General features: G+C 71.5%; 18 protein-coding genes. 10 read left to right on the plus strand and 8 right to left on the minus strand.

Annotated features, from left to right (window positions below; genetic code table 11):
* Positions 1-40 precede the first annotated feature (40 nt).
* Both rfbA and ACIP4X_RS08405 read right to left on the minus strand, forming a co-directional pair.
* Positions 41-973 (minus strand): glucose-1-phosphate thymidylyltransferase RfbA, encoded by a 933-nt coding sequence (gene rfbA / locus ACIP4X_RS08400; protein ID WP_391459711.1) that lies wholly within the window; start codon positions 971-973, stop codon positions 41-43.
* A gap of 156 nt (positions 974-1129) precedes the next feature.
* Positions 1130-3031: a phosphoenolpyruvate carboxykinase (GTP) gene (locus tag ACIP4X_RS08405; protein ID WP_401347370.1), complete on the minus strand. Its 1902-nt coding sequence runs from the start codon at positions 3029-3031 to the stop codon at positions 1130-1132.
* 288 nt (positions 3032-3319) lie between these two features.
* On the opposite strand from ACIP4X_RS08405, the gene ACIP4X_RS08410 reads away from it, so the two are divergent.
* From ACIP4X_RS08410 to ACIP4X_RS08425, 4 genes are all read left to right on the plus strand, one after another.
* A complete protein-coding gene (locus tag ACIP4X_RS08410; protein ID WP_391459715.1) occupies positions 3320-4033 on the plus strand; it encodes a hemolysin III family protein in 714 nt (237 codons plus the stop codon).
* 147 nt (positions 4034-4180) lie between these two features.
* Positions 4181-5734, plus strand: a complete 1554-nt coding sequence (locus tag ACIP4X_RS08415; RefSeq protein WP_401347373.1) for an MFS transporter — start codon at positions 4181-4183, stop codon at positions 5732-5734.
* Between the two features lie 14 nt (positions 5735-5748).
* Complete coding sequence (locus ACIP4X_RS08420) at positions 5749-6387, plus strand: TetR family transcriptional regulator (protein WP_391459719.1); 639 nt, start codon at positions 5749-5751, stop codon at positions 6385-6387.
* A gap of 34 nt (positions 6388-6421) precedes the next feature.
* Positions 6422-7153, plus strand: a complete 732-nt coding sequence (locus tag ACIP4X_RS08425; RefSeq protein WP_358728718.1) for a Mut7-C RNAse domain-containing protein — start codon at positions 6422-6424, stop codon at positions 7151-7153.
* 44 nt (positions 7154-7197) lie between these two features.
* Here ACIP4X_RS08425 and ACIP4X_RS08430 read toward each other — a convergent pair whose 3' ends face one another.
* Entirely contained in the window at positions 7198-9231 is a 2034-nt protein-coding gene (locus tag ACIP4X_RS08430; protein WP_401347376.1) for a thioredoxin domain-containing protein, read from the minus strand.
* A 196-nt stretch (positions 9232-9427) separates the two neighbouring features.
* Between ACIP4X_RS08430 and ACIP4X_RS08435 the strand changes: the two genes are divergently transcribed.
* Positions 9428-12628, plus strand: a complete 3201-nt coding sequence (locus ACIP4X_RS08435) for a tetratricopeptide repeat protein (protein ID WP_391459724.1) — start codon at positions 9428-9430, stop codon at positions 12626-12628.
* Positions 12629-12713: 85 nt separating this feature from the next.
* Here ACIP4X_RS08435 and ACIP4X_RS08440 read toward each other — a convergent pair whose 3' ends face one another.
* Together ACIP4X_RS08440 and mca are read right to left on the minus strand one after the other, a co-directional pair.
* Positions 12714-12959, minus strand: a complete 246-nt coding sequence (locus ACIP4X_RS08440) for a hypothetical protein (RefSeq protein WP_358728712.1) — start codon at positions 12957-12959, stop codon at positions 12714-12716.
* Positions 12960-12965: 6 nt separating this feature from the next.
* Positions 12966-13823, minus strand: a complete 858-nt coding sequence (gene mca / locus ACIP4X_RS08445) for a mycothiol conjugate amidase Mca (protein WP_391459734.1) — start codon at positions 13821-13823, stop codon at positions 12966-12968.
* 221 nt (positions 13824-14044) lie between these two features.
* Between mca and ACIP4X_RS08450 the strand changes: the two genes are divergently transcribed.
* Positions 14045-14443, plus strand: a complete 399-nt coding sequence (locus tag ACIP4X_RS08450) for a DUF4307 domain-containing protein (RefSeq protein WP_358728710.1) — start codon at positions 14045-14047, stop codon at positions 14441-14443.
* Positions 14444-14619: 176 nt separating this feature from the next.
* On the plus strand, positions 14620-15117 hold the full coding sequence (greA, locus tag ACIP4X_RS08455) for a transcription elongation factor GreA (protein ID WP_358728708.1): 498 nt from the start codon (positions 14620-14622) through the stop codon (positions 15115-15117).
* Between the two features lie 126 nt (positions 15118-15243).
* On the opposite strand, the gene ACIP4X_RS08460 is transcribed toward greA, so the two are convergent.
* The 3 genes from ACIP4X_RS08460 to ilvA all read right to left on the minus strand — a co-directional run bounded on the left by ACIP4X_RS08460 (position 15244) and on the right by ilvA (position 18591).
* Positions 15244-16101 (minus strand): ABC transporter permease, encoded by an 858-nt coding sequence (locus ACIP4X_RS08460; protein ID WP_358728706.1) that lies wholly within the window; start codon positions 16099-16101, stop codon positions 15244-15246.
* Entirely contained in the window at positions 16098-17117 is a 1020-nt protein-coding gene (locus ACIP4X_RS08465) for an ATP-binding cassette domain-containing protein (protein WP_358728704.1), read from the minus strand. Before ACIP4X_RS08465 ends, ACIP4X_RS08460 begins: the two co-directional genes overlap by 4 nt.
* 244 nt (positions 17118-17361) lie before the next feature.
* A complete protein-coding gene (gene ilvA / locus ACIP4X_RS08470) occupies positions 17362-18591 on the minus strand; it encodes a threonine ammonia-lyase (protein ID WP_358728702.1) in 1230 nt (409 codons plus the stop codon).
* A gap of 143 nt (positions 18592-18734) precedes the next feature.
* Between ilvA and ACIP4X_RS08475 the strand changes: the two genes are divergently transcribed.
* The 3 genes from ACIP4X_RS08475 to ACIP4X_RS08485 all read left to right on the plus strand — a co-directional run bounded on the left by ACIP4X_RS08475 (position 18735) and on the right by ACIP4X_RS08485 (position 20425).
* On the plus strand, positions 18735-19250 hold the full coding sequence (locus tag ACIP4X_RS08475) for a MarR family transcriptional regulator (protein ID WP_358728700.1): 516 nt from the start codon (positions 18735-18737) through the stop codon (positions 19248-19250).
* Between the two features lie 229 nt (positions 19251-19479).
* Complete coding sequence (locus ACIP4X_RS08480) at positions 19480-19983, plus strand: sigma factor-like helix-turn-helix DNA-binding protein (protein WP_391459729.1); 504 nt, start codon at positions 19480-19482, stop codon at positions 19981-19983.
* A gap of 193 nt (positions 19984-20176) precedes the next feature.
* Positions 20177-20425, plus strand: a complete 249-nt coding sequence (locus ACIP4X_RS08485) for a hypothetical protein (protein WP_401347381.1) — start codon at positions 20177-20179, stop codon at positions 20423-20425.
* Positions 20426-20524: the final 99 nt, after the last annotated feature.

Genomic DNA, 20524 nt, shown 5'->3' on the forward strand with positions numbered 1-20524 from the left:
CCGTGGAGTTGTTTCACCCGCCCTTGAACCACCCGCGCGATCAGCCTCCGGCGCGCAGCGCTCCTTCCCGGCGCCATTCACCACCCGGCTGGGGCATGACGACGGACCGGGGGTCCTCGAGCAGGCCCAGCAGATAGTGGCCATAACCGCTCTTGAGCAGCGGCCGGGCCAATTCGCGGAGCCGGGCGTCGTCGATCAGACCGGCCCGCCAGGCCGCCTCCTCGACACAGCCGATCTTGAAGCCCTGGCGCTCCTCGACCACACGGACGTACTCCGATGCCTGGACCATCGAGGCGAAGGTACCCGTGTCCAGCCACGCCGTGCCCCGGTCCAGCCGGACGACGTGCAGGCTCCCGGTCTCCAGATAGGCGCGGTTGAGATCGGTGATCTCCAACTCGCCCCGGGCGCTGGGCCGCAGGCTCCGGGCGATGTCGACGACCCGATGATCGTAGAAGTACAGTCCGGGCACGGCGTACCGCGACCGGGGCCGGGCCGGCTTCTCCTCGATGGACAGGGCCCGGCCCAGTTCGTCGAACTCCACGACGCCGTAGGCCGAGGGGTTGGCCACCGGGTAGGCGAACACCCTGCCCCCCTGCACATCCGCGTTGCGGGCCAGCCGGGTGCCGAGGCCGCTGCCGTGGAAGATGTTGTCGCCCAGGATCAGGGAGACCGGCTCGCCGCCGATGAAGTCGGCCGCCAGCAGGAAGGCCTGGGCGATTCCCTCCGGGTGTTCCTGTGTCATGTAGTCGAATCGCAGTCCGAGTTGGCTGCCGTCGCCGAGCAACCGGCGGAACTGCTGCTGGTCTTCCGGAGTGGTGATGATCAGAATTTCTCGGATTCCGGCCATCACCAGTGTGGAAAGCGGGTAATAGACCATGGGTTTGTCGAAGACCGGCAGCAGTTGCTTCGACACCGTGCGGGTCAACGGCCACAGTCGCGAGCCGGTGCCTCCGGCCAACAGGATTCCGCGCATGGCATCACCATAGGTGAATTGTCCAGGAATGCCGCTTTTGGGCACGAAGTGCGCGTCCCCGTCGGACGCGGCCGGCCACCGTCGCCCGCACGCCGAAGAGGCCGGGTGCGCACGCCGTTGTGCGCACCCGGCCTCTCGGGTTGGTCGGGGACCGCGTCAGCCCAGGCGCTCGACGAGCGCGCGGTACTGGTCCCACAGCTCCTTGGGCGTGTGGTCGCCGAAGGTGTTCAGGTGCTCGGGGACCAGTCCGGCCTCCTCACGCCATACCTCCTTGTCGACCGTGAGCAGGAACTCCAGGTCGGACTCGGACAGTTCGAGGCCGTCCGTGTCCAGGGCCGCCTTCGTCGGCAGGACGCCGATCGCGGTCTCGACGCCCTCGGCGGTGCCGTCCAGGCGCTCCACGATCCACTTCAGGACGCGGCTGTTCTCGCCGAAGCCGGGCCAGACGAACTTGCCCTCGTCGTTCTTGCGGAACCAGTTGACGTAGTAGATCTTCGGCAGCTTGGACTGGTCGCCGTCACGCTGCTCGGCGGCCTTGCCGACCTTGATCCAGTGACCCATGTAGTCGCCCATGTTGTAGCCGCAGAACGGCAGCATGGCGAACGGGTCGCGGCGCAGCTCGCCGACCTTGCCCTCGGCGGCGGCCGTCTTCTCGGAGGCGACGTTGGCGCCGAGGAAGACGCCGTGGTTCCAGTCGAAGGACTCCGTCACCAGCGGCACCGCGGAGGCGCGGCGGCCGCCGAACAGGATCGCCGAGATCGGCACGCCCTTGGGGTCCTCCCACTCCGGCGCGATGATCGGGCACTGCGCGGCGGGCGTGGTGAAGCGGGCGTTGGGGTGCGCGGCGGGCGTCCCGGACTCGGGGGTCCAGGAGTTGCCCTTCCAGTCGGTGAGGTGCGCCGGGGTCTCCTCCGTCATGCCCTCCCACCACACGTCGCCGTCGTCGGTGAGGGCGACGTTGGTGAAGACCGAGTTGCCCCACAGCGTCTTCATGGCGTTGGCGTTGGTGTGCTCGCCGGTGCCGGGCGCGACACCGAAGAAACCGGCCTCGGGGTTGATCGCGTACAGCCGGCCGTCCTCGCCGAACCGCATCCACGCGATGTCGTCACCGATGGTCTCGACGGTCCAGCCGGAGATCGTGGGTTCCAGCATGGCGAGGTTGGTCTTGCCGCAGGCGCTCGGGAAGGCGGCCGCGACGTACTTGGCCTCACCGGCGGGCGGGGTGAGCTTGAGGATCAGCATGTGCTCGGCCAGCCAGCCCTCGTCGCGCGCCATGACGGAGGCGATGCGCAGGGCGTAACACTTCTTGCCGAGCAGCGCGTTGCCGCCGTAGCCGGAGCCGTAGGACCAGATCTCACGGGCCTCGGGGAAGTGCGAGATGTACTTGGTGGAGTTGCACGGCCACGGGACGTCCGCCTGGCCCGGCTCCAGCGGGGCGCCCAGGGTGTGGACGGCCTTCACGAAGAAGCCGTCGTCGCCGAGCTCGTCCAGCACCGGTTGTCCCATGCGGGTCATGGTGCGCATGGACACCGCGACGTAGGCGGAGTCGGTGATCTCGACGCCGATCGCGGACAGCGGCGAGCCCAGCGGGCCCATGCAGAACGGGACGACGTACATCGTCCGGCCCTTCATCGAGCCGCGGAACAATCCCTCCCGTCGCCCACCACCGCCCTTACCGGAGGAGCCTTCGGCTACTCCGCCCCCCTTATTGCCGTCGGCCCCCTGGAAGATCTCCCGCATCTCGGCGGGCGCCTTCCAGTGGTTGGTCGGGCCGGCGTCCTCCTCCTTCTCGGAACAGATGAACGTCCGGTCCTCCACGCGGGCCACATCGGAGGGGTCCGACGCCGCGTAGTAGGAGTTGGGGCGCTTGATCGGGTCGAGTTTCCGGAAGGTGCCCTTCCGGACGAGCTCCTCGCACAGTCGCTCGTACTCGGCCTCGGATCCGTCACACCAGACCACGCTGTCCGGCTGCGTCAGTTCGGCGATCTCATTGACCCACGAGATCAGTTCCTTGTGCTGGGTGGGGATGACGGGGGGAGCCGCGATGTCGCGCGCCACGATCGCTCCTAAATGAGGGGTTTTTGTCTTGTCGCCCCGTGGGGGCTGCGACCCGGACGCTTCGTAGCCGCTCATCCGGTGCCGACCGCACTCATTTGATCATCCGACGAGAGCGCCCATCTGTCCAGGGGGCGTCACAGGTGAGCGACGTGAGTAATGCCACGATTCCCGCGATTCTTTGCGTCCACGTTGGGTTCGGCTGAAGGTCTTTTTGCGTTCGGGCCGGTCGCCGCTGCTCACGGACCGGGTCTGACACGCGACTTACGGTGCCGTCGGTACGATGCGCGCATGACTGCGTCCGCCTCCGACGCGCCCCTGGACACGCCGGTCGCCGGCCGCAGTCCGGTCGCGCCCACCCCGCCGCACCCGGTCAAGCCGAAACTGCGCGGCTGGCTGCATCTGGGCATGTTCCCGGCCGTACTCGTCGCGGGGCTCGCACTCACAGCACTGGCCGGCTCCGCCCGCGGGCGGGTCGCCTGCGGGATCTACGCCCTCACCGCCTGCCTGCTCTTCGGCGTCAGCGCCCTGTACCACCGGGGCGACTGGGGTCCACGCCTGGGCGGCGTGCTGCGCCGGCTCGACCACGCCAACATCTTCCTGATCATCGCGGGCACGTACACGCCGCTCACCCTGCTGCTCCTGCCCGGGACCAAAGGGCAGTGGCTGCTGTGGGGGATATGGGGCGCGGCGGCCGCCGGCATCGCCTTCCGCGTATTCTGGGTCGGCGCCCCGCGCTGGCTCTACACCCCCTGCTACATCGCGATGGGCTGGGCGGCCGTCTTCTTCCTGCCGGACTTCCTGCACACCGGTGGCATCGCCGTCCTGGTCCTGGTCGTCGTCGGCGGGCTCCTCTACAGCGCGGGCGGCGTGATCTACGGCATCAAGCGGCCGAACCCGTCGCCGAGCTGGTTCGGCTTCCACGAGGTCTTCCACTCGTTCACGCTGGCCGCCTTCGTGGTGCACTACGTGGGCATCTCGCTGGTGGCGTACCAGCACGCGTAACGCGTCACACCCCTCTCCCCACCCGGCCACGGCTCGTACGAGCCGTGGCCGTTTCCGTGCGCCCGAAAGCCGCTGAGGGCCCCCGAAGTAGACCTGATAGCGGATGACAATTGACAGACCCTATATTTTGAGAGTTACTTTCATTTCATGGCTACTCTCACCCACGCCGAAGACGTGCGGCGCGATCCCCGCCGCTGGTGGGCCCTCGGGGCCCTGGTCGCGAGCATGCTGGTGCTCGGCTTCGACATGACGATCCTCAACGTCGCCCTGCCGACCATGGCGAAGGACCTCGGGGCCACCACCGGTCAACTGCAGTGGATGGTGGACGCGTACGTCGTCGTCTTCGCCGCGCTGATGCTCCCGGCCGGACTGCTCGGCGACCGGTTCGGACGACGGCTGACGCTGATCACCGGGCTCGGCGTCTTCCTCGCCGGATCCGTGGTCGGCGCCCTGGCCGACGGGGTGAACGAGGTGATCGCCGCCCGCGCCGTCATGGGCGTCGGCGGGGCGCTGGTCATGCCGCTCGCGCTGTCCGTGCTGCCCTCACTGTTCGGACCCGAGGAGCGCACCAAGGCCGTCGGCGTCATCTCGGCCGCCTCCGCGCTCGGCCTGCCGCTCGGCCCGATCATCGGCGGCTGGCTGCTGAACCACTTCTGGTGGGGCTCGGTCTTCCTCATCAACGTGCCCATGGCCGCCATCGGCGTGACGGCCTGCGTCCTGCTGCTCCCCGAGACCCGGGATCCGGCAACCCCGAAGGTCGGCGCCCTCTCCACGGCGTTCACCGCGACCGGCCTCGGCGCACTGATCTACGCGATCATCGAGGCTCCCGACCGCGGCTGGAGCGACCCCCTCGTACTCGCCATGTTCGCGGCGACTGCCGTGCTCCTGACCGGGCTCGTGCTGCGTGAGCGCCGGGAGGCCCGGCCCATGCTCGACATGGCGCTGCTCGGCCGGCGCGGCTTCCTCTTCAACACGATCGCCGCGACCCTGGTGATGTTCATCCTGTCCGGCCTGATGTTCGTACTGCCGCCCTACCTCCAGGCCGTACTCGGCCACGACGCCCTCGGCACCGGTGTGCGGCTGCTGCCCATGATGGGCGGGCTGATGGTCGCCGCGAAGGGCGCGCAGCCGGTCGTCGCCCGGTTCGGGCCGCGGGCGGTGGTCACCGCGGGCCTGGTGGTGCTCGCCTTCGCCGCGCTGCTCGGCAGCCGTACGACAGTGGACTCCGGCTACGGCCTCACCGCGCTGTGGCTGTCGATCGCGGGTGTCGGCTTCGGCTTCTCCGTCGTCCCGGCCATGGACGGGGCGCTGGCCGCCCTGCCCGCCGACCGCGCGGGCAGCGGCTCCGGGCTGCTGATGACGCTGCGCCAGGTCGGCGGCGCGATCGGCATCGCCCTGCTCGGCAGCCTCCTGGCGAGCGCCTTCCGGCACCGGCTCGACGTCACGGGGCTGCCCGGTGAGGTCGCGCACACCGCCGGAAAGTCCGTGGTCGCCGCCCACCTGGTCGCGGAGAGGTCGGGCTCGGCACACCTGGCGGCCTCCGCGAACGGAGCGTACGTGCACGCCATGGGCCTGGTGCTGCTGGTGTGCGGCGTCGCGTCACTGGTGGCCGCTCTGCTGGCAGCCGTGTTCCTGCCGGGCGGCGCCCACGGACCCGTACGGGCCGAGCCGGAGGAGGGCCCGGCCATGGCCCGGCCCTGACCCGATGCCGGACAATGACCTTCATGACGGCCGCACGTATCACCACCCCAGCCGACCGCCCCCCGATGGGACTGCGGGAACGCAAGAAGCTCAAGACCCGGCAGGCGATCCGTACGGCGACGTACGCGCTGATCGAGGAGCAGGGGTACGACGCCACGACGATCGAGCAGATCGCCGACCGCGCCGAGGTGTCGCCGTCGACCGTCTTCCGGTACTTCCCGACCAAGGAGGACATCGTCCTCACGGACGAGTACGACGAGATCATGCTGGAGGAGCTGCGGGCGCGGCCCGTCGACGAGCCGTGGATGGACTCCCTCCGGCACGTCATGCACAAGGCCCTCGCGCTGGGAATGGCCGACGAGCCCGACGTGTCCCGGCTGCGCGCCCGGCTGGGCGTCGAGGTTCCCGCGGTCCGCGCCCGGATGATGGAGAGCATGTCGGAGGCCGGCGTGCTCATCCGCCAGGCCATCGCGGCCCGCACCGGCCTGGACCAGGACAGCCTGGAGGTGCGGGTCTTCGCCATGTCCCTCATGGGCGGGCTGATGGAGGTCTCCCTGTACTGGGCCGAGCACGGGTGCGAGGGCGAGCTGAGCGACCTCATGGACCAGGCCATGGACGTGCTGGAACACGGCCTCCCCACCGGAAATCCGTGAGCCCGCAGCCCCGCCTCCGTGCCATCCTGACCGGGTGAACGGTCCCGAGATCCACGTCGGCTTCGCCCCCGGCCTGCACCTGTTCGTCCCGCACACCCGGCGTCGCGGCGCCACCGCGGTCGCCACCGACGGCGTCTCGACGCTCGGCCACGTCGTGGAGTCCCTGGGCGTCCCGCTCACCGAGGTCGGCGCGCTGGTCGTGGACGGCCTTGAGGTGCCGGTGTCGCACGTGCCGCGGGCGGGCGAGACGGTCCAGGTGTGCGCCGTCGCACGCCCCCAGCGGGTGCCCGGCGCTCCCCTGCGCTTCCTCCTCGATGTGCACCTGGGCACGCTCGCCCGCCGGCTGCGCCTGCTGGGCGTCGACACCGCGTACGAGTCCACCGACATCGGCGACCCGGCGCTCGCCGCCCGCTCGGCCGCCGAGAAGCGGGTCATGCTCAGCCGCGACCGGGGCCTGCTGCGCCGCCGTGAACTGTGGGCGGGCGCCTACGTCTACAGCACTCGCCCCGAGGACCAGCTCCAGGACGTCCTGGACCGCTTCCGCCCCGAGCTGCGTCCCTGGACCCGCTGCACCGCCTGCAACGGACTGGTGCGGGAGGCCACGAAGGACGAGGTCGCCGACCAGCTCGAACACGGCACGCACCGCACGTACGACGTCTTCGCCCGCTGCCTCGACTGCGGCCGCGCCTACTGGAAGGGCGCCCACCACGACCAGTTGGAGGCCATCGTGGAGCGCGCCCTGGCCGGGTACGCCGACCGGAGCTGACGTCCGGGGCCGCGCCCCTTCGAAGTGAGGGTGCGGTGCCCGGTTCAGCCGCCCAGCGCGGTGCGCAGGCGGTCCGGGTCGGTCGTGGGGGCGTCGCAGGTGAAGTCGCGGCAGACGTAGGCGGCCGGCTCGCCGTGGACGAGGGGGCGGTCGGCGAGCAGCGGGAACTCCTCGCTGTCCGGAGTGCCGTACGCGACGACCGTGCCGGGGGCGGTGCCCAGAAGTGCCGTACGGTGCAGGGCCCTTGCCGCCGCGTCGTCGAGGGACGGGCCGACGACCGCGACCTCGCGCGGGCCGTCCAGCAGGGCCTCGGCGACGGCGAGGCCCCAGCCGATGAAGCGCGGAACGCGCGGGCCGAGCGCGCCCACCACGCCCAACGCCCTTTCGGCGGCGGTGCGGTGGGCCTCGGAACCCGTGTGGGCGGCGTAGCCGAGCAGGGCGCCGGCCGCCGCGGACCAGCCGGAGGGGGTGGCGTTGTCGGTGGGGTCCTGGGGCCGCCGGATCAACTGCTCGGCATCGACGGCCGTGTCGTACAGCGCGCCCGACTCCGGGTCGGTGAACCGGGTGAGCACATGCCCGAGGAGCAGCCCGGCGAACTCCAGCCAGACGCCCTCGCCGGTCACGGAGGCGAGGGCGAGGAAGCCCTCGGCGACGTCGGCGTAGTCCTCCAGCACCCCGGCGTTGGCTCCGGCCCGGCCGTCCTTGCTGGTACGGAGCAGCGCGGCATGCTCGTCCATGTGCAGCCGGACCAGCAGATCGGCGGCGCCGACCGCGGCCTCGACCAGGTCCGGGCGGTCGAAGTAGGCGCCGGTCTCGGCGAGGGCGGCGATCGCCAGCCCGTTCCAGGCGGCGACGACCTTGTCGTCCCGGCCGGGTGCCGGACGCCCGGCCCGCTCCGCCAGCAGCCGGCGCCGTACGGACTCGACCCGGTCGGCGTCGAACACGCCCTCCTGCACCGGGAGTTGCAGAACCGAGGCGCCGTGCTCGAAGGTGCCCTCCTCGGTCACGCCGAAGCAGCGGGCGGCGAGTTCGGCGTCCTCGGCGCCGAGGACCTCCCTGAGCTGGGCGGGGGTCCACACGTAGTAGGCGCCCTCGACATGCTTGCCCGTGCCGTCGTCGCTGTCCGCGTCCAGGGCCGAGGCGAACCCGCCTTCGGCGGTGCGCAGTTCGCGCACCATGAAGTCGGCGGTCGCGAGGGCCACCCGGCGGGCGAAGTCGGAGCCGGTGGCGCGCCACAGGTGGGCGTAGACCCGGCACAGCAGCGCGTTGTCGTACAGCATCTTCTCGAAGTGCGGCACCACCCAGTCGCGGTCGACGGAGTACCGGGCGAAGCCGCCGCCGAGCTGGTCGTGCATGCCGCCGCGGGCCATCCGCTCGCAGGTGTCCGCCGCCATCTGGAGGGCGCCCTCGGAGCCGGTGCGGGCGTGGTGCCGCAGCAGGAACTCGATCACCATCGACGGCGGGAACTTCGGCGCCCCGCCGAACCCGCCGCGCCGGGCGTCGTACTCCCGGGTGAGCGCGAGCAGTGCCTGCGCCAGTTCCTCCTCGCCCGGGGGCCGCGCGGTGCCGTAGCCGATCTCCCGCTGTGCCAGGTCGCGCACGATCTTCCCGGCGACGTCGGCGACTTCGTCCCGCCGGGTCTGCCAGGCCTGCCGCACCCCTTCGAGGACCTGCCCGAAGGAGGGCATGCCGTGCCGGGGGTCGGGCGGGAAGTACGTGCCGAAGTAGAACGGCTCGGCGTCGGGCGTGAGGAACACGGTCATCGGCCATCCGCCCTGCCCGGTGGCCGCCTGCACCGCCTCCATGTACACGGCGTCGACGTCGGGCCGCTCCTCGCGGTCCACCTTGACGCTGACGAAGTGCTCGCCGAGGAAGGCGGCGGTGGCCGCGTCCTCGAAGGATTCGTGCGCCATGACGTGGCACCAGTGGCAACTGCTGTACCCGACACTCAGCAGCACGGGGACATCGCGCCGCCGCGCCTCCTCGAAGGCCTCCGCCGACCACGGCCACCAGTCGACCGGGTTGTCGGCGTGCTGGAGCAGGTAGGGGGACGTCTCGTGGGCCAGTCGGTTCGGCATGCCCCCATCCTGCCTCACCTCACCCCACCGGACGCGGAAGGTGATCGCACTGCGACTCCTCGTGTGCTCCTCCGACTCCCTGTCCCCCCGGACGGTCGGCAACGGGCGGGGACACGTGATCGCCGCCCCCTCGCGCTCCCGCGCGAGCCGAAGGACACTCGTAGGCAACGGAGTTGTCACCGGAGGGGGACGGGACATGCGAGATGGCCATCGGGCGGACGCCGAGCGGCTGCTGACTCGGGCCGTGGAGGAGGAGGTTCGCCGCTCGGGCGGCCGGGTGGACGGAAGTGTGCTGCTGTCCCGGGCGCGCGGCGCGCTGGACACCATGGCCGAGACCGCGGCGGAGGAGTACGGGGCCTACACGCGGGCGCTGGACGAGGCGGCCGCCGGACAGCTCACGTTCGCCCAGCGCTACGCCCGCGAGGGCGGCGGAACACCCCTGCTCGTCGCGGGAGTTGCGGGACTGGCCGCCGTCGTCGCCGATCTGTCGCTGGGCACCGGCGGCGGCACCGCCGTCGGCGCGGGCGTCACCGCCGGGGTGGTGGGCGTCGCCGCCACCGTGGTGAAGGTGACCGCCACCCACCTGCCCGCCGCCCACCGCCGGGCCGGAGCGGCCGGCCAGCCCGGAGGACCGCAGCAGCTGCGGCTGCAGTGGCTGACCGCGCTGGAGGTGCGCGGCATCCGCCCGTTCCTCGACCAGCAGCGGGTGCTGAGCGCGTCCACCACGCCGAAGAAGACGGCGCCCCGGCTGCGCGGCACGGACAAGAGCGCGGCGGCCCGCAGACGCAACGCCCTGGAGCAGTCTTTCGGCCAACTGCCCGAGTCCGTAGGCGTGTTCGCGGGGCGACGGCAGGAGATGGCGCGGATCCGGCAGTGGGTGCAGGCGGCCCGCGCGTCCACCGAGACCCGGCCGACCGTCGTGGTCCTGCACGGAACGCCGGGCTCCGGCCGCAGCACGCTGGCGGTCCGCGCGGCCCATGATCTGAAGGACCAGTTCCGGGGCGCGGTCGTGGTCGACCTGCGCGGCGGCAGCCGGGAGGAGCCGCCGCTGCCCGTCCGCGACGCCCTGCTGCATCTGCTGAACCGGCTCGGCGCGCCCCGCGAGCAGCTGCTGTTCCGTGACCGCTCCTCCCCCGATCAGCAGCTCAAACGGCTCGGCGAGCTGTACCACCAGCAGCTGACCGGGCTGCCGGTCACGATCGTGCTGGACGACGCCTCGGACGCCGAGCAGGTCCGTGCCCTGGTTCCCGAGCGGTCCGACAGTCTGGTCCTGGTCACCGCCCGCGAACCGCTGCCACTGCCCGCCGACCTGCCCGCCTGGGTGCACCAACTGCCCGTCGAGGCACTGGACGCGGTGGGCGCGGAGGAACTGCTGACCGCCGCCGCACAGGACAGCTCGGGGCCCTACGACGCGGAATCCACCGACCGGATCACGCAGTTGTGCGGCGGGCTGCCGCTGGCCCTGCGCATCGCGGGCTCCTGCCTCGGCCCGCGCTCACCGCGCCGGCTGGCCACCGACCTGGGCGCGTACGGCCCGGTGGAGCCGGTGGAGCGTGCCCTGTGGCTGCGCTACACCGACCAGTCGGAGCAGGGCCGCCGGCTGCTGAGACGGCTCGCCCTGGCCGGACGCGCCTCGATGGGCGGCGCGGCGGCGGCCGCGCTGCTGGCCACGGACGAGTCGGAGGCGAAGCGGCAGCTCGCGGCCCTCGCCAGGGCGGGTCTGATCGACCATGTGCGGGGCAACCGCTACCGGCTGCACGACCTGGTGCGGGCCTTCGCGCACGCGCGCCTGCTGGACGAGGAGGACCCCGCCGAGCGGACGGCCGCGCAGGAGCGGCTGATCGAGAACTACGCCGAGCTGGCCGATTCGGTGCTGCGCCTGGTCGACGGGAACATGTCCACCCGGTCGGACCGCTTCAGCCCGCACGGTTTCACCTCCCTGGACGAGGCGCTGCGCTGGCTGGACGACGAGTCGAGCTTCATCACCGCCGCCCTCCGGCACGCGGAGGGCGTGAACCAGGGCGCCGTGCTGAACCTGCTCGGCGCCCTGTGCGACTACTGCCTGCTGCGCGGCGACCTGTACCGGCTGGGCGAGATCAGCGAGCTGACCCAGGCCGTCGACCAGGGGCTCCTTGTCCGGTCGGTGCAGTGGCGTACCGGTATCGCCGCCCGCCAGCTCGGTGAGCTGGACAAGGCGCGGACCACGCTGGCCTCGGTCGTCGACCTGTACCGGGAGGCCCACCACGACGCGGGCGCGGCCCGCGCGCTGAACTCCCTCGGCATCACGCTGCACCACCAGGGCAATCTGACGGAGGCCGCGGCCCGGCTGCGGGAGGCCCTCGACCTCCAGGCGGCGCCCGAGCTGGCGACCGACCGCGCCTGGACGATGCACGCGCTGGCGGCGGTGGAACGGGACCGGGCGCACCTGGCGGAGGCTCTGGAACTGCTCACGCAGTCGCTGGTGCTGCACCGGGAGGGCGGCTCGGTGCACGGCGAGGCGTGGGCCCACTTCCAGCTCGGCCAGCTCGCGCTGCGCAGGGGTGACGTGGAGCGGGCCGAGGCGGATCTGCGCCAGGCGCTGGAACGCTACCGCCGCACCCGCGACGCCCGCGGCGAGGCCTGGGCCCTCACTCAGCTCGCCCGGGCCCGGCTGCTGGCCGGCGAGACGGCCGAGGCGGTGGAGGAGCTGCGGCAGGCGGCGGCGCGGCACCGGGACAACGAGGACGCGCGCGGCGAGGCGTGGACGCTGTACTACCTCGGTCAGGCGCTGGAGGAGAGCGGCGCGCTCGACCAGTCGGTGCGCGAGCTGGAACGTGCCCGCACCATGTTCTCCCGGATGCGGGACGTGTACGGACTGGCCTGCGCACGGCACCACTCGGCCCGGGTCACCCGGGACCAGCGGGCGGCGCAGACCGGCTCACTGCGCAACTCCGGTTTCGCCCGCCAGCTCCTCGTGGACGCCCGCGCCGACTTCCAGCGCATCGGCCTGGCGCACGGCGAGGCGTGGACATGTCTGGAGCTGGCCGTGGTGGACGCCGGCAACGCGCGCACCCAGCAGGCGCTGGCCCTGTGCGACGAGGCACTGGCCCTGTTCGCCACCTACGGGGACCGCCGCGGTGAGGACTGGGCGCGGTTCCTGCGCTGCACGCTGCTGCCGTACGCCGCTCCCGGAGGCACGGAGGTCGGCACGGCGGTGGCCCAGGAGGAACTGGCCCAGCTCGCCCGCGGCGCCCATCCGCTGCGCGACGGCAAGCTGAACGACTACGTCGAGGCCTACCGGCTCCTCCTGGAGCGCGGCGTGAGCCTGGAGGCGGGCTGGCAGGCCTGGCGCCTGGGCATGGTGCCCGAGCGGCACGCGCGGGAGGTGATGGGCGTGGCGGTGCCGGACGGGAACTGATCCTCCGTCCGGGTCGGGCCGGCCCGACCCGGACGAGAGGCCGTGGGCCGGCAGTGCCCGCCCGGGTGTCGGGTGCGCCCGGGTGTCAGCCCCGCTCGGCCTTGGCCTCGCCGGAGGCGGCGCCGGGCCGTGCCGCGGGGTCCGGGGCCTCCTTGAAGTCGATCCTGCCCATGTGGCGGTTCATGGACTTCATCAGGGCCCACACCGCGAGGGCCATCACCGCGAAGACGACGAAGCCGAGGACGCCGGGGGTGACCTTGTTCTTGTCGAACTCGGCGAGAGGGACCAGGTGCGTCATTGCCAGGCTCACGCTTGCACTCATGTCAGGCATTGTCCCTCACGACTGCCGGACACCCGCAAAGAGGTCGTCCTCCGGGAGCGAGGTGTCGACGAGCGACTTCGCGAGCTCGTACTCCTCCGTCGGCCAGACCTCCTTCTGGACCTCCATCGGCACCCGGAACCAGCCGCCGTCGGGGTCGATCTGCGTGGCGTGGGCGATCAGCGCCTTGTCGCGGATCTCGAAGAAGTCCGCGCAGGGGACGTGCGTGGTGAGCGTGCGCTCGGTGTGGCCCGACTTCTCCCAGCGCTTGAGCCACTCGCCGTAGGGAGACTCCAGGCCCCGGTCGAGCAGGGCCTGGTGCAGCGTCTCGGTGCGCACGCGGTTGAAGCCCTGGTTGTAGTAGAGCTTCTGCGGCTGGTAGGCCGGGCCGTACTCGTCCTCCGGGTACTTCTCGGCGTCCGCGGCGCCCTCGAAGGCCACCATCGAGATCTTGTGGGTCATGATGTGGTCGGGGTGCGGGTAGCCGCCGTTCTCGTCGTAGGTGGTGATCACCTGGGGACGGAAGGAGCGGATCTGGCGGACCAGCTCGCCGGCCGCCTTGTCGAGGTCCTCCAGGGCGAAGCAGCCCTCGGGCAGCGGGGGCAGCGGGTCGCCCTCGGGCAGTCCCGAGTCGACGAAGCCGAGCCACTCCTGGCGCACGCCGAGGATCTCGCGGGCCTCGTCCATCTCCTTCCTGCGCACCTCGTGGATGTTCTCCTCGATGTACTTGTCGCCCTGGAGCTTGGGGTTGAGGATGGAGCCACGCTCTCCGCCCGTGCAGGTCACCACCAGCACGTCCACCCCCTCGGAAACGTACTTGGCCATGGTGGCCGCGCCCTTGCTCGACTCGTCGTCGGGGTGCGCGTGCACGGCCATCAGTCGCAGCTGGTCAGTCAAGGCTCAGTCCTCAGGTCAAGTCGGTGCCCGGCCGGGCGGGCAGTCAACGGTGCCGTCCCGCGGCAGGATCGGTCCGGGGTCGCGGTCGGTCGGGCGGGCGGGGGCTTCTATAGTGACCGAATCGGGGGGCGAATAATTCCGGGGTCCGGCTCCGGAAGCCCCCGCGGGGCGCGCGTCCCGCACCGGCCGAGAGGACGATCATGAGCACGGCGAGCACCCGGCTGCCCGAGGGCCGCTACGGCCGCTCCGCGAACGAGCGCGCCGACCACAAGCTCAAGATCACCGGTGCCGTCCTGGGCGCGGCCCTGCTCGCCCTGATCGGCTACTTCGCCTACCACTACGTCGGCCAGAACAAGATCAGCGCGCAGGTCATCGCCTTCCAGACGTCGGACGACGCGGTGCGGGTCCATCTGGAGGTCCACAAGGACGCCGGCGCCCGCGGCTACTGCACGCTGCGCTCGCAGGCGGCCGACGGCTCCGAGGTCGGACGGGCGGACTTCCGCTTCGACGAGCACGCCTCGCAGATCGACAAGGTGCTCACCCTGCGAACGACGGCGCGGGGCACGACGGCCGAGCTGCTGGGCTGCAACGCCGGGTGACGCGTCCGCGCCGACCTGAATAGGCGGTCGCTGACCTGCGTAGACGTAGGTCTCACGGCTTATGTCCTCCCCCTTTGCGCCCTGAATTGTTAGGCTCGTGGTTTCGCCCATCCATGAGGGAACATTCTTCTGGGTAGGGCGATGCTTTGTATTCCCAGCACCGACGAGGAGCACCTGTGACCCAGACCAGCGAGAACGTCACCTGGCTGACCCAGGAGGCGTACAACAAGCTCAAGGACGAGCTTGCGTACCTTACTGGTCCTGCGCGCACGGAGATCGCCGCCAAGATCGCGGCCGCGCGCGAGGAGGGCGACCTGCGCGAGAACGGCGGGTACCACGCGGCCAAGGAGGAGCAGGGCAAGCAGGAACTTCGTGTGCGCCAGCTGACCCAGCTCCTCGAGACCGCCCAGGTCGGCGAGCCGCCGGCCGCGGACGGCGCGGTCGCGCCGGGCATGGTCGTCACGATCGCCTTCGACGGCGACGAGGACGACACCCTGACCTTCCTGCTGGCCTCGCGGGAGTACGCGAGCGCCGAGATCGAGACCTACTCGCCGCAGTCCCCGCTGGGTTCCGGCGTGCTCGGCCACAAGGTCGGCGAGGACGCGGAGTACGAGCTGCCGAACGGCAAGGTCGCCTCGGTGAAGATCCTCAAGGCCGAGCCGTACAGCGGCTGAGTCCCCACCGCCTTCCGGCGAGGCCCCCGGCGCTCCGCGTGAGCACCGGGGGCCTCGTCATGTCCGGGCTACTTCTGGCCCAGATGTCCGGGCTACTTCTGGCCCAGGCTTCGCCGCTGCTCGTGCTCAGGCCGTGGCCGAGCGGTACTTGCGCACCGCCAGGGTGCGGAAGACGAGGATGATCAGAGCCGAGTAGATCAGCGAGGCCCAGACCGGGTGCTGCATCGGCCAGGCGGTGGACGTGGACTGGCCCGGGTTGGCGAAGAGCACGCGGCAGGCCTGGACGGTGGCACTGAACGGGTTCCACTCCGCGACATGCCGCAGCCACGGCGTCATCTTGCCGGAGTCCACGAACGCGTTGGAGACGAACGTCACCGGGAAGAGCCAGATCAGACCGCCGGAGGTGGCCGCCTCGGGCGTGCGGACCGACAGGCCGATCAGGGCGCCGATCCAGGTGAAGGCGTAACCGAGCAGGAGCAGCAGGCCGAAGGCGGCCAGCACCCGGCCGACGTTCGTGTCGCCGTACGATCCGACGCGCCAGCCGACGAGCAGGGCGACGGCGGCGAGGACGAACAGGGTCAGCGCCGTCTGCACCAGGTCGGCGAACGTACGCCCGGTGAGCACCGCGCCGCGTGCCATGGGCAGCGAGCGGAACCGGTCGATCAGGCCCTTGTGCATGTCGTCCGCGATGCCGGCGCCGGAGCTGGCGGTGGCGAAGGTGACGGTCTGCGCGAAGATGCCCGCCATCAGGAAGTTCTTGTAGACGCTGGGATCGGTCGTGCCCTGGATCTGCATCGAGCCGCCGAACACGTAGGTGAACAGCACCACGAACATGATCGGCTGGATGAGCCCGAAGATGACCATCTCGGGGATCCGGGTCATGCGGATCAGGTTGCGCTTGGCGACGACCATCGAGTCACGGACGGACTGGGTCAGGACGTTGCCGGGCGGCGCGATCCGCGCGCTGTCGGTGGCGGCGCTCACTTGGCGGTCTCCTTCTTGTTCCGGCGGTCCCTGGCGTCGGCGCCCCGGGCGCCGCTCGTGCCGTTCTCGTCCTTGGCCTCGGCCACATGGCCGGTCAGGGACAGGAACACGTCGTCGAGGGTCGGGCGGCGCAGACCGATGTCGTCGATCTCGATGCCGCGGGTGTCCAGCTCCCGGATGATCTCGGCGAGGAGCTTCGCGCCGCCGGTGACGGGCGTGGTGATCTTGCGGGTGTGGTCCTCGACGCTGGTGTCGCCCTTGCCGAAGCCGCGCAGCACCTCGGCGGCGGTGGGGATGTGCTCGCGCTCGTGCACCACGACCTCGACGCGCTCGCCGCCGGTGCGGGCCTTGAGCTGGTCGGAGGTCCCGAGGGCGATGACCCGGCCGTGGTCGACCACCGCTATCTCGTGCGCCAGGTGGTCGGCCTCCTCCAGGTACTGCGTGGTCAGCAACAGGGTCGTACCGCCGGAGACCAGCTGCTTTATGACCTCCCACAGCTGCTGGCGGTTGCGCGGGTCGAGGCCGGTCGTGGGCTCGTCCATGAACATCACCGGCGGGGAGACGACGAGCGCCGCCGCCAGGTCGAGCCGGCGACGCATGCCTCCGGAGTAGGTCTTGGCGGGCCGGTCCGCGGCGTCGGCGAGGTTGAACTGCTCCAGCAGCTCCCCCGCCCTGGTCTTCGCCGCCGCGCCCCTCATCTGGTACAGCCGGCCGACCATCTCGAGGTTCTCGCGGCCGGTCAGATACTCGTCGACCGCGGCGAACTGGCCGGACAGTCCGATCGAGCGCCGCACCTCGTTGGGGTGTTTGAGCACGTCGAGACCCGCGACGACGGCCTTGCCGCTGTCGGGTCGCAGCAGCGTGGTCAGACAGCGGACGGTCGTGGTCTTGCCCGCGCCGTTGGGCCCGAGCAGTCCCAGCACCGTGCCCTCGGGGACATCGAGGTCGACGCCGTCCAGAGCCCTTACGTCGCCGAAGGTCTTGACCAGACCCTCGGCATAGATGGCGCCTGGCATGTGAGTCTCCACGTCGTCGGGGATGGTCGGAAAAGCCTAGAGAGGCAGGTGTTGTTCCGCTGGGAATTTCGTCCGCGCCGCGACCGGGCGGCGTCCACGCGGAACGCGCGGCTCGCTCGCGAACACGACACACCATAACGCGATGTATCGCGTCTGCTCAATGAATTTTCCCGAACGAGTGATGAAGAGTGGTGACCTCCGTGTTCCGCCCGTCCGCCGCCCGACCGCCCGGCGGAGGGCGGGCTCAGTCGATGACCGTGTAGCCGGACTCCCGCAGGGACTGGCCGACCTCGGCGCAGTGCGCCGGGCCCTTGGTCTCCAGATGCAGCTCCACCTCTGCCTCCGCGAGTCCGAGCCGTGGGTCGGTCCGGACGTGGCTGACGTCGAGCACGTTGGCGTCGACCGCCGACAGCACCCCCAGCAGCGTGGCGAGCGCACCCGGCCGGTCGGTGAGCCGCAGCCGCACCGCCAGATAGCGGCCCTGCGCGGCCATCCCGTACCGCAGTACCCGCTGGAGCAGCACCGGATCGACGTTCCCGCCGGACAGCACCGCCACCACCGGACCGGCCAGGGGACCCGAACGGCCCAGCAGCGCCGCGACCGGGCTCGCCCCGGCCGGCTCGACCACCAGTTTGGCCCGCTCCAGGCACAGCAGCAGCGCGGCGGACAGCTCGTCCTCGGTGACCGTGCGCACCTCGTCCAGCAGCTCGCGCAGGATCCCGAACGGCACGTCGCCCGGCCGCCCGACCCTGATGCCGTCGGCCATCGTCACCGGGGTGCCGACCGACACCGGACGGCCCGCCGCCAGCGACGGCGGATACGCGGCCGAGCCCGCCGCCTGCACCCCGACGATCCGCACGTCCGGCCGCAGCGACTTCACCGCCACCGCGATGCCGGCCGCGAGCCCGCCACCGCCGATGCCGACGACGATCGTGCCCACCTGGGGGCACTGTTCCAGGATCTCCAGGCCCACCGTGCCCTGGCCCGCGATGATGTCCGGATGGTCGAACGGGTGGATGAACACCGCGCCCGTCCGGTCCGCGTACTCCTGGGCGGCGGCCAGCGTCTCGTCGACCACCTGGCCGTGCAGCCGCACCTCGGCGCCGTAGTCCCGCGTGGCGCTGATCTTCGGCAGCGGGGCGCCCTTCGGCATGAACACCGTCGAGTGCACCCCGAGCAGCGACGACGCCAGCGCGACGCCCTGCGCGTGGTTGCCTGCGCTCGCCGCCACCACCCCGGCGGCGCGCTCCTCGGGCAGCAGTCCCGCGATCCTGACGTAGGCGCCGCGCAGCTTGAACGAACCCGTCCGCTGGAGGTTCTCGCACTTCAGGTGCACCGGCGCGCCCACCAGGCCGGACAGGTGCCTGCTGCCCTCCAGCGCGGTCACCCGTGCCACCCCGGAGAGCATCTTCTGCGCGCCGCGCACGTCGTCCAGGGTGACGGGCCAGAGGGAGCCTGCCGTGCTGTAGCTCATGCCTCAAGTCTCGCAGTTCACAGGCCGCGGACGCCGTTGTGACCATCCTCCGAGACCGGATCGCGCAGCGCCGGTACGACTTGCCACCAGTCCGCGTAACCTGTCCCCCAACCCAGCAGCTCTCCAGAAGTGAGCCCCCGGCCATGCCCACACCCCCCGACATGTCGACGGACGGGACGACCGTCGGTGACACCGGTCTCCTCGACACCCTCCAGCACGAGGTGGCGGTCTTCGCCCGCCGGGCCGAGCAGACCCGCCTCGGCGGCGTCGGACAGGTGCGCAACTCCATGGACCGCGCCGCGTACCTGCTGCTCAACCGCCTCGACAAAGAGGGCCCGATGGGTGTCAAGGCGCTCGCCGCGAGCATGGGCATCGACTCCTCCACCGTCACCCGTCAGGTGGCGCCGCTCGTCGACACCGGCCTCGTCAAGCGCACCTCGCACCCCGAGGACGGGCGGGCCGTGGTGCTCCAGCTCTCCCCGCGCGGGCTGTCGCGGCTGGAGGAGGTCCGCTCGTCCAGGCGGCAGCTGATGGCCGAGCTGACCCGCGACTGGGAACCGGCGGAACGCGACACCTTCTGCGCGCTGCTGACTCGCTTCAATGACGCCCTCGCCGCCCGCCAGGGCATACCGCAGACGGACTCCCCCTCGGCGTCCTGAAACCCCGCCCGTGCGCGGGCCGCGGGATGTGAACGCGGCTCTTGACCGACGGGCCGCCCCTGCCCTCATATGAGACCGGGCCCTCCTCGTGTCCGGTCGTCGTATCCGGTTGCGTACCCGGTCGTCGCCCGGTCGTCGTGCCCGGCCGTCATGCGCGGTCGTCATACCTGGTTCAGGAGGCCGTACGAGACGGGTCCCTCGGTCACGGTCGCCCTTGGGGGGAGGCGCGGTGCGAGAGCGGCAGGCGGCCCGAGGCGCTCGCCGGGCCCGGGAGTTCGAGGCGTTCGTCGCGGGCGCGGCCGGGCGGCTGCTGCACGCCGCCACGCTGCTCACCGCCGAGGCCCCCGGCGACAACCCGCGCGCGCGACGCCTGCTGACCCTCGCTCTGGCGCACACGTACGCGTGCTGGGACCGGCTGCCCGGCGAGGACCCGTACCACCACGTCCGCCGGCAGCTGGCCGCCCGCTTCGCCCGCGAGGCGTGGCACCGGCTCGGCGGCCCGGGCCGCACCCGCCGCAGGACGCCCGGCGCCCTGGCCGCGCTCACGGCCCAGGAGCGCCTGATCGTCGTCCTCAGGCTGTACGAGGGACTGGCCGAGGAACAGGCGGCGGCCCTGCTGGGCCTGCCCGCGGACCGGATCCGCCTCCTCTGCGACCGCGCGATCATGGCGCTCACCCGCACGCCAGTGCGCGGAACACCGGCGATCGGCGGGGCCGGGGCGGCGGCGCCGTGAGTGGATCGCGGGGTCCCGGCTTGTGCGGCCTGCGCGGTGTGCGCGGCCCGCGCGGTGCATGTGGCTTGCGCAGTGCGTGTGGCCTGCGCAGTGCGTGTGGCTTGCGCAGTGCGTGTGGCTTGCGCAGTGCGTGTGGCTTGCGTGGCCTGCGCCGCCGATGTGGCTCGTGTGGCCTGTGTGGCTGGGGTCGCCGGTGAACCGGTCCGAGCGGGAGGCGGCCGTGCGGCGGATCCTGGAGCAGCGTCCGCCGCAGGTACCCCCGGAGCTGTACGAGGACGCCGTGCGCCGCGGTGGACGGATGCTGCGCCGCCGCACGGCCGCCCGCCGGATGATGTGGCTGGTGCTGGCCGCGGCGGTCGTCGCCTTCACGGTATGGGCGCTGACGGCCCGCCCCTGGGTGGAGCCGCCGTCGCAGACGACTCCACCCGTGACCGGCTGGTGACTAGCTAGTAGTGCTTGGTCAGGTTGCTCTTGGGGTCGGTATGTCGCGGTGGCAGGTGGGGCAGGCGCCGGTCCAGGTCGCGAGGAGTGTCTGGAGCTC

It is taken from the genome of Streptomyces sp. NPDC088817 (genome assembly GCF_044750345.1).
Lineage (GTDB): Bacteria > Actinomycetota > Actinomycetes > Streptomycetales > Streptomycetaceae > Streptomyces.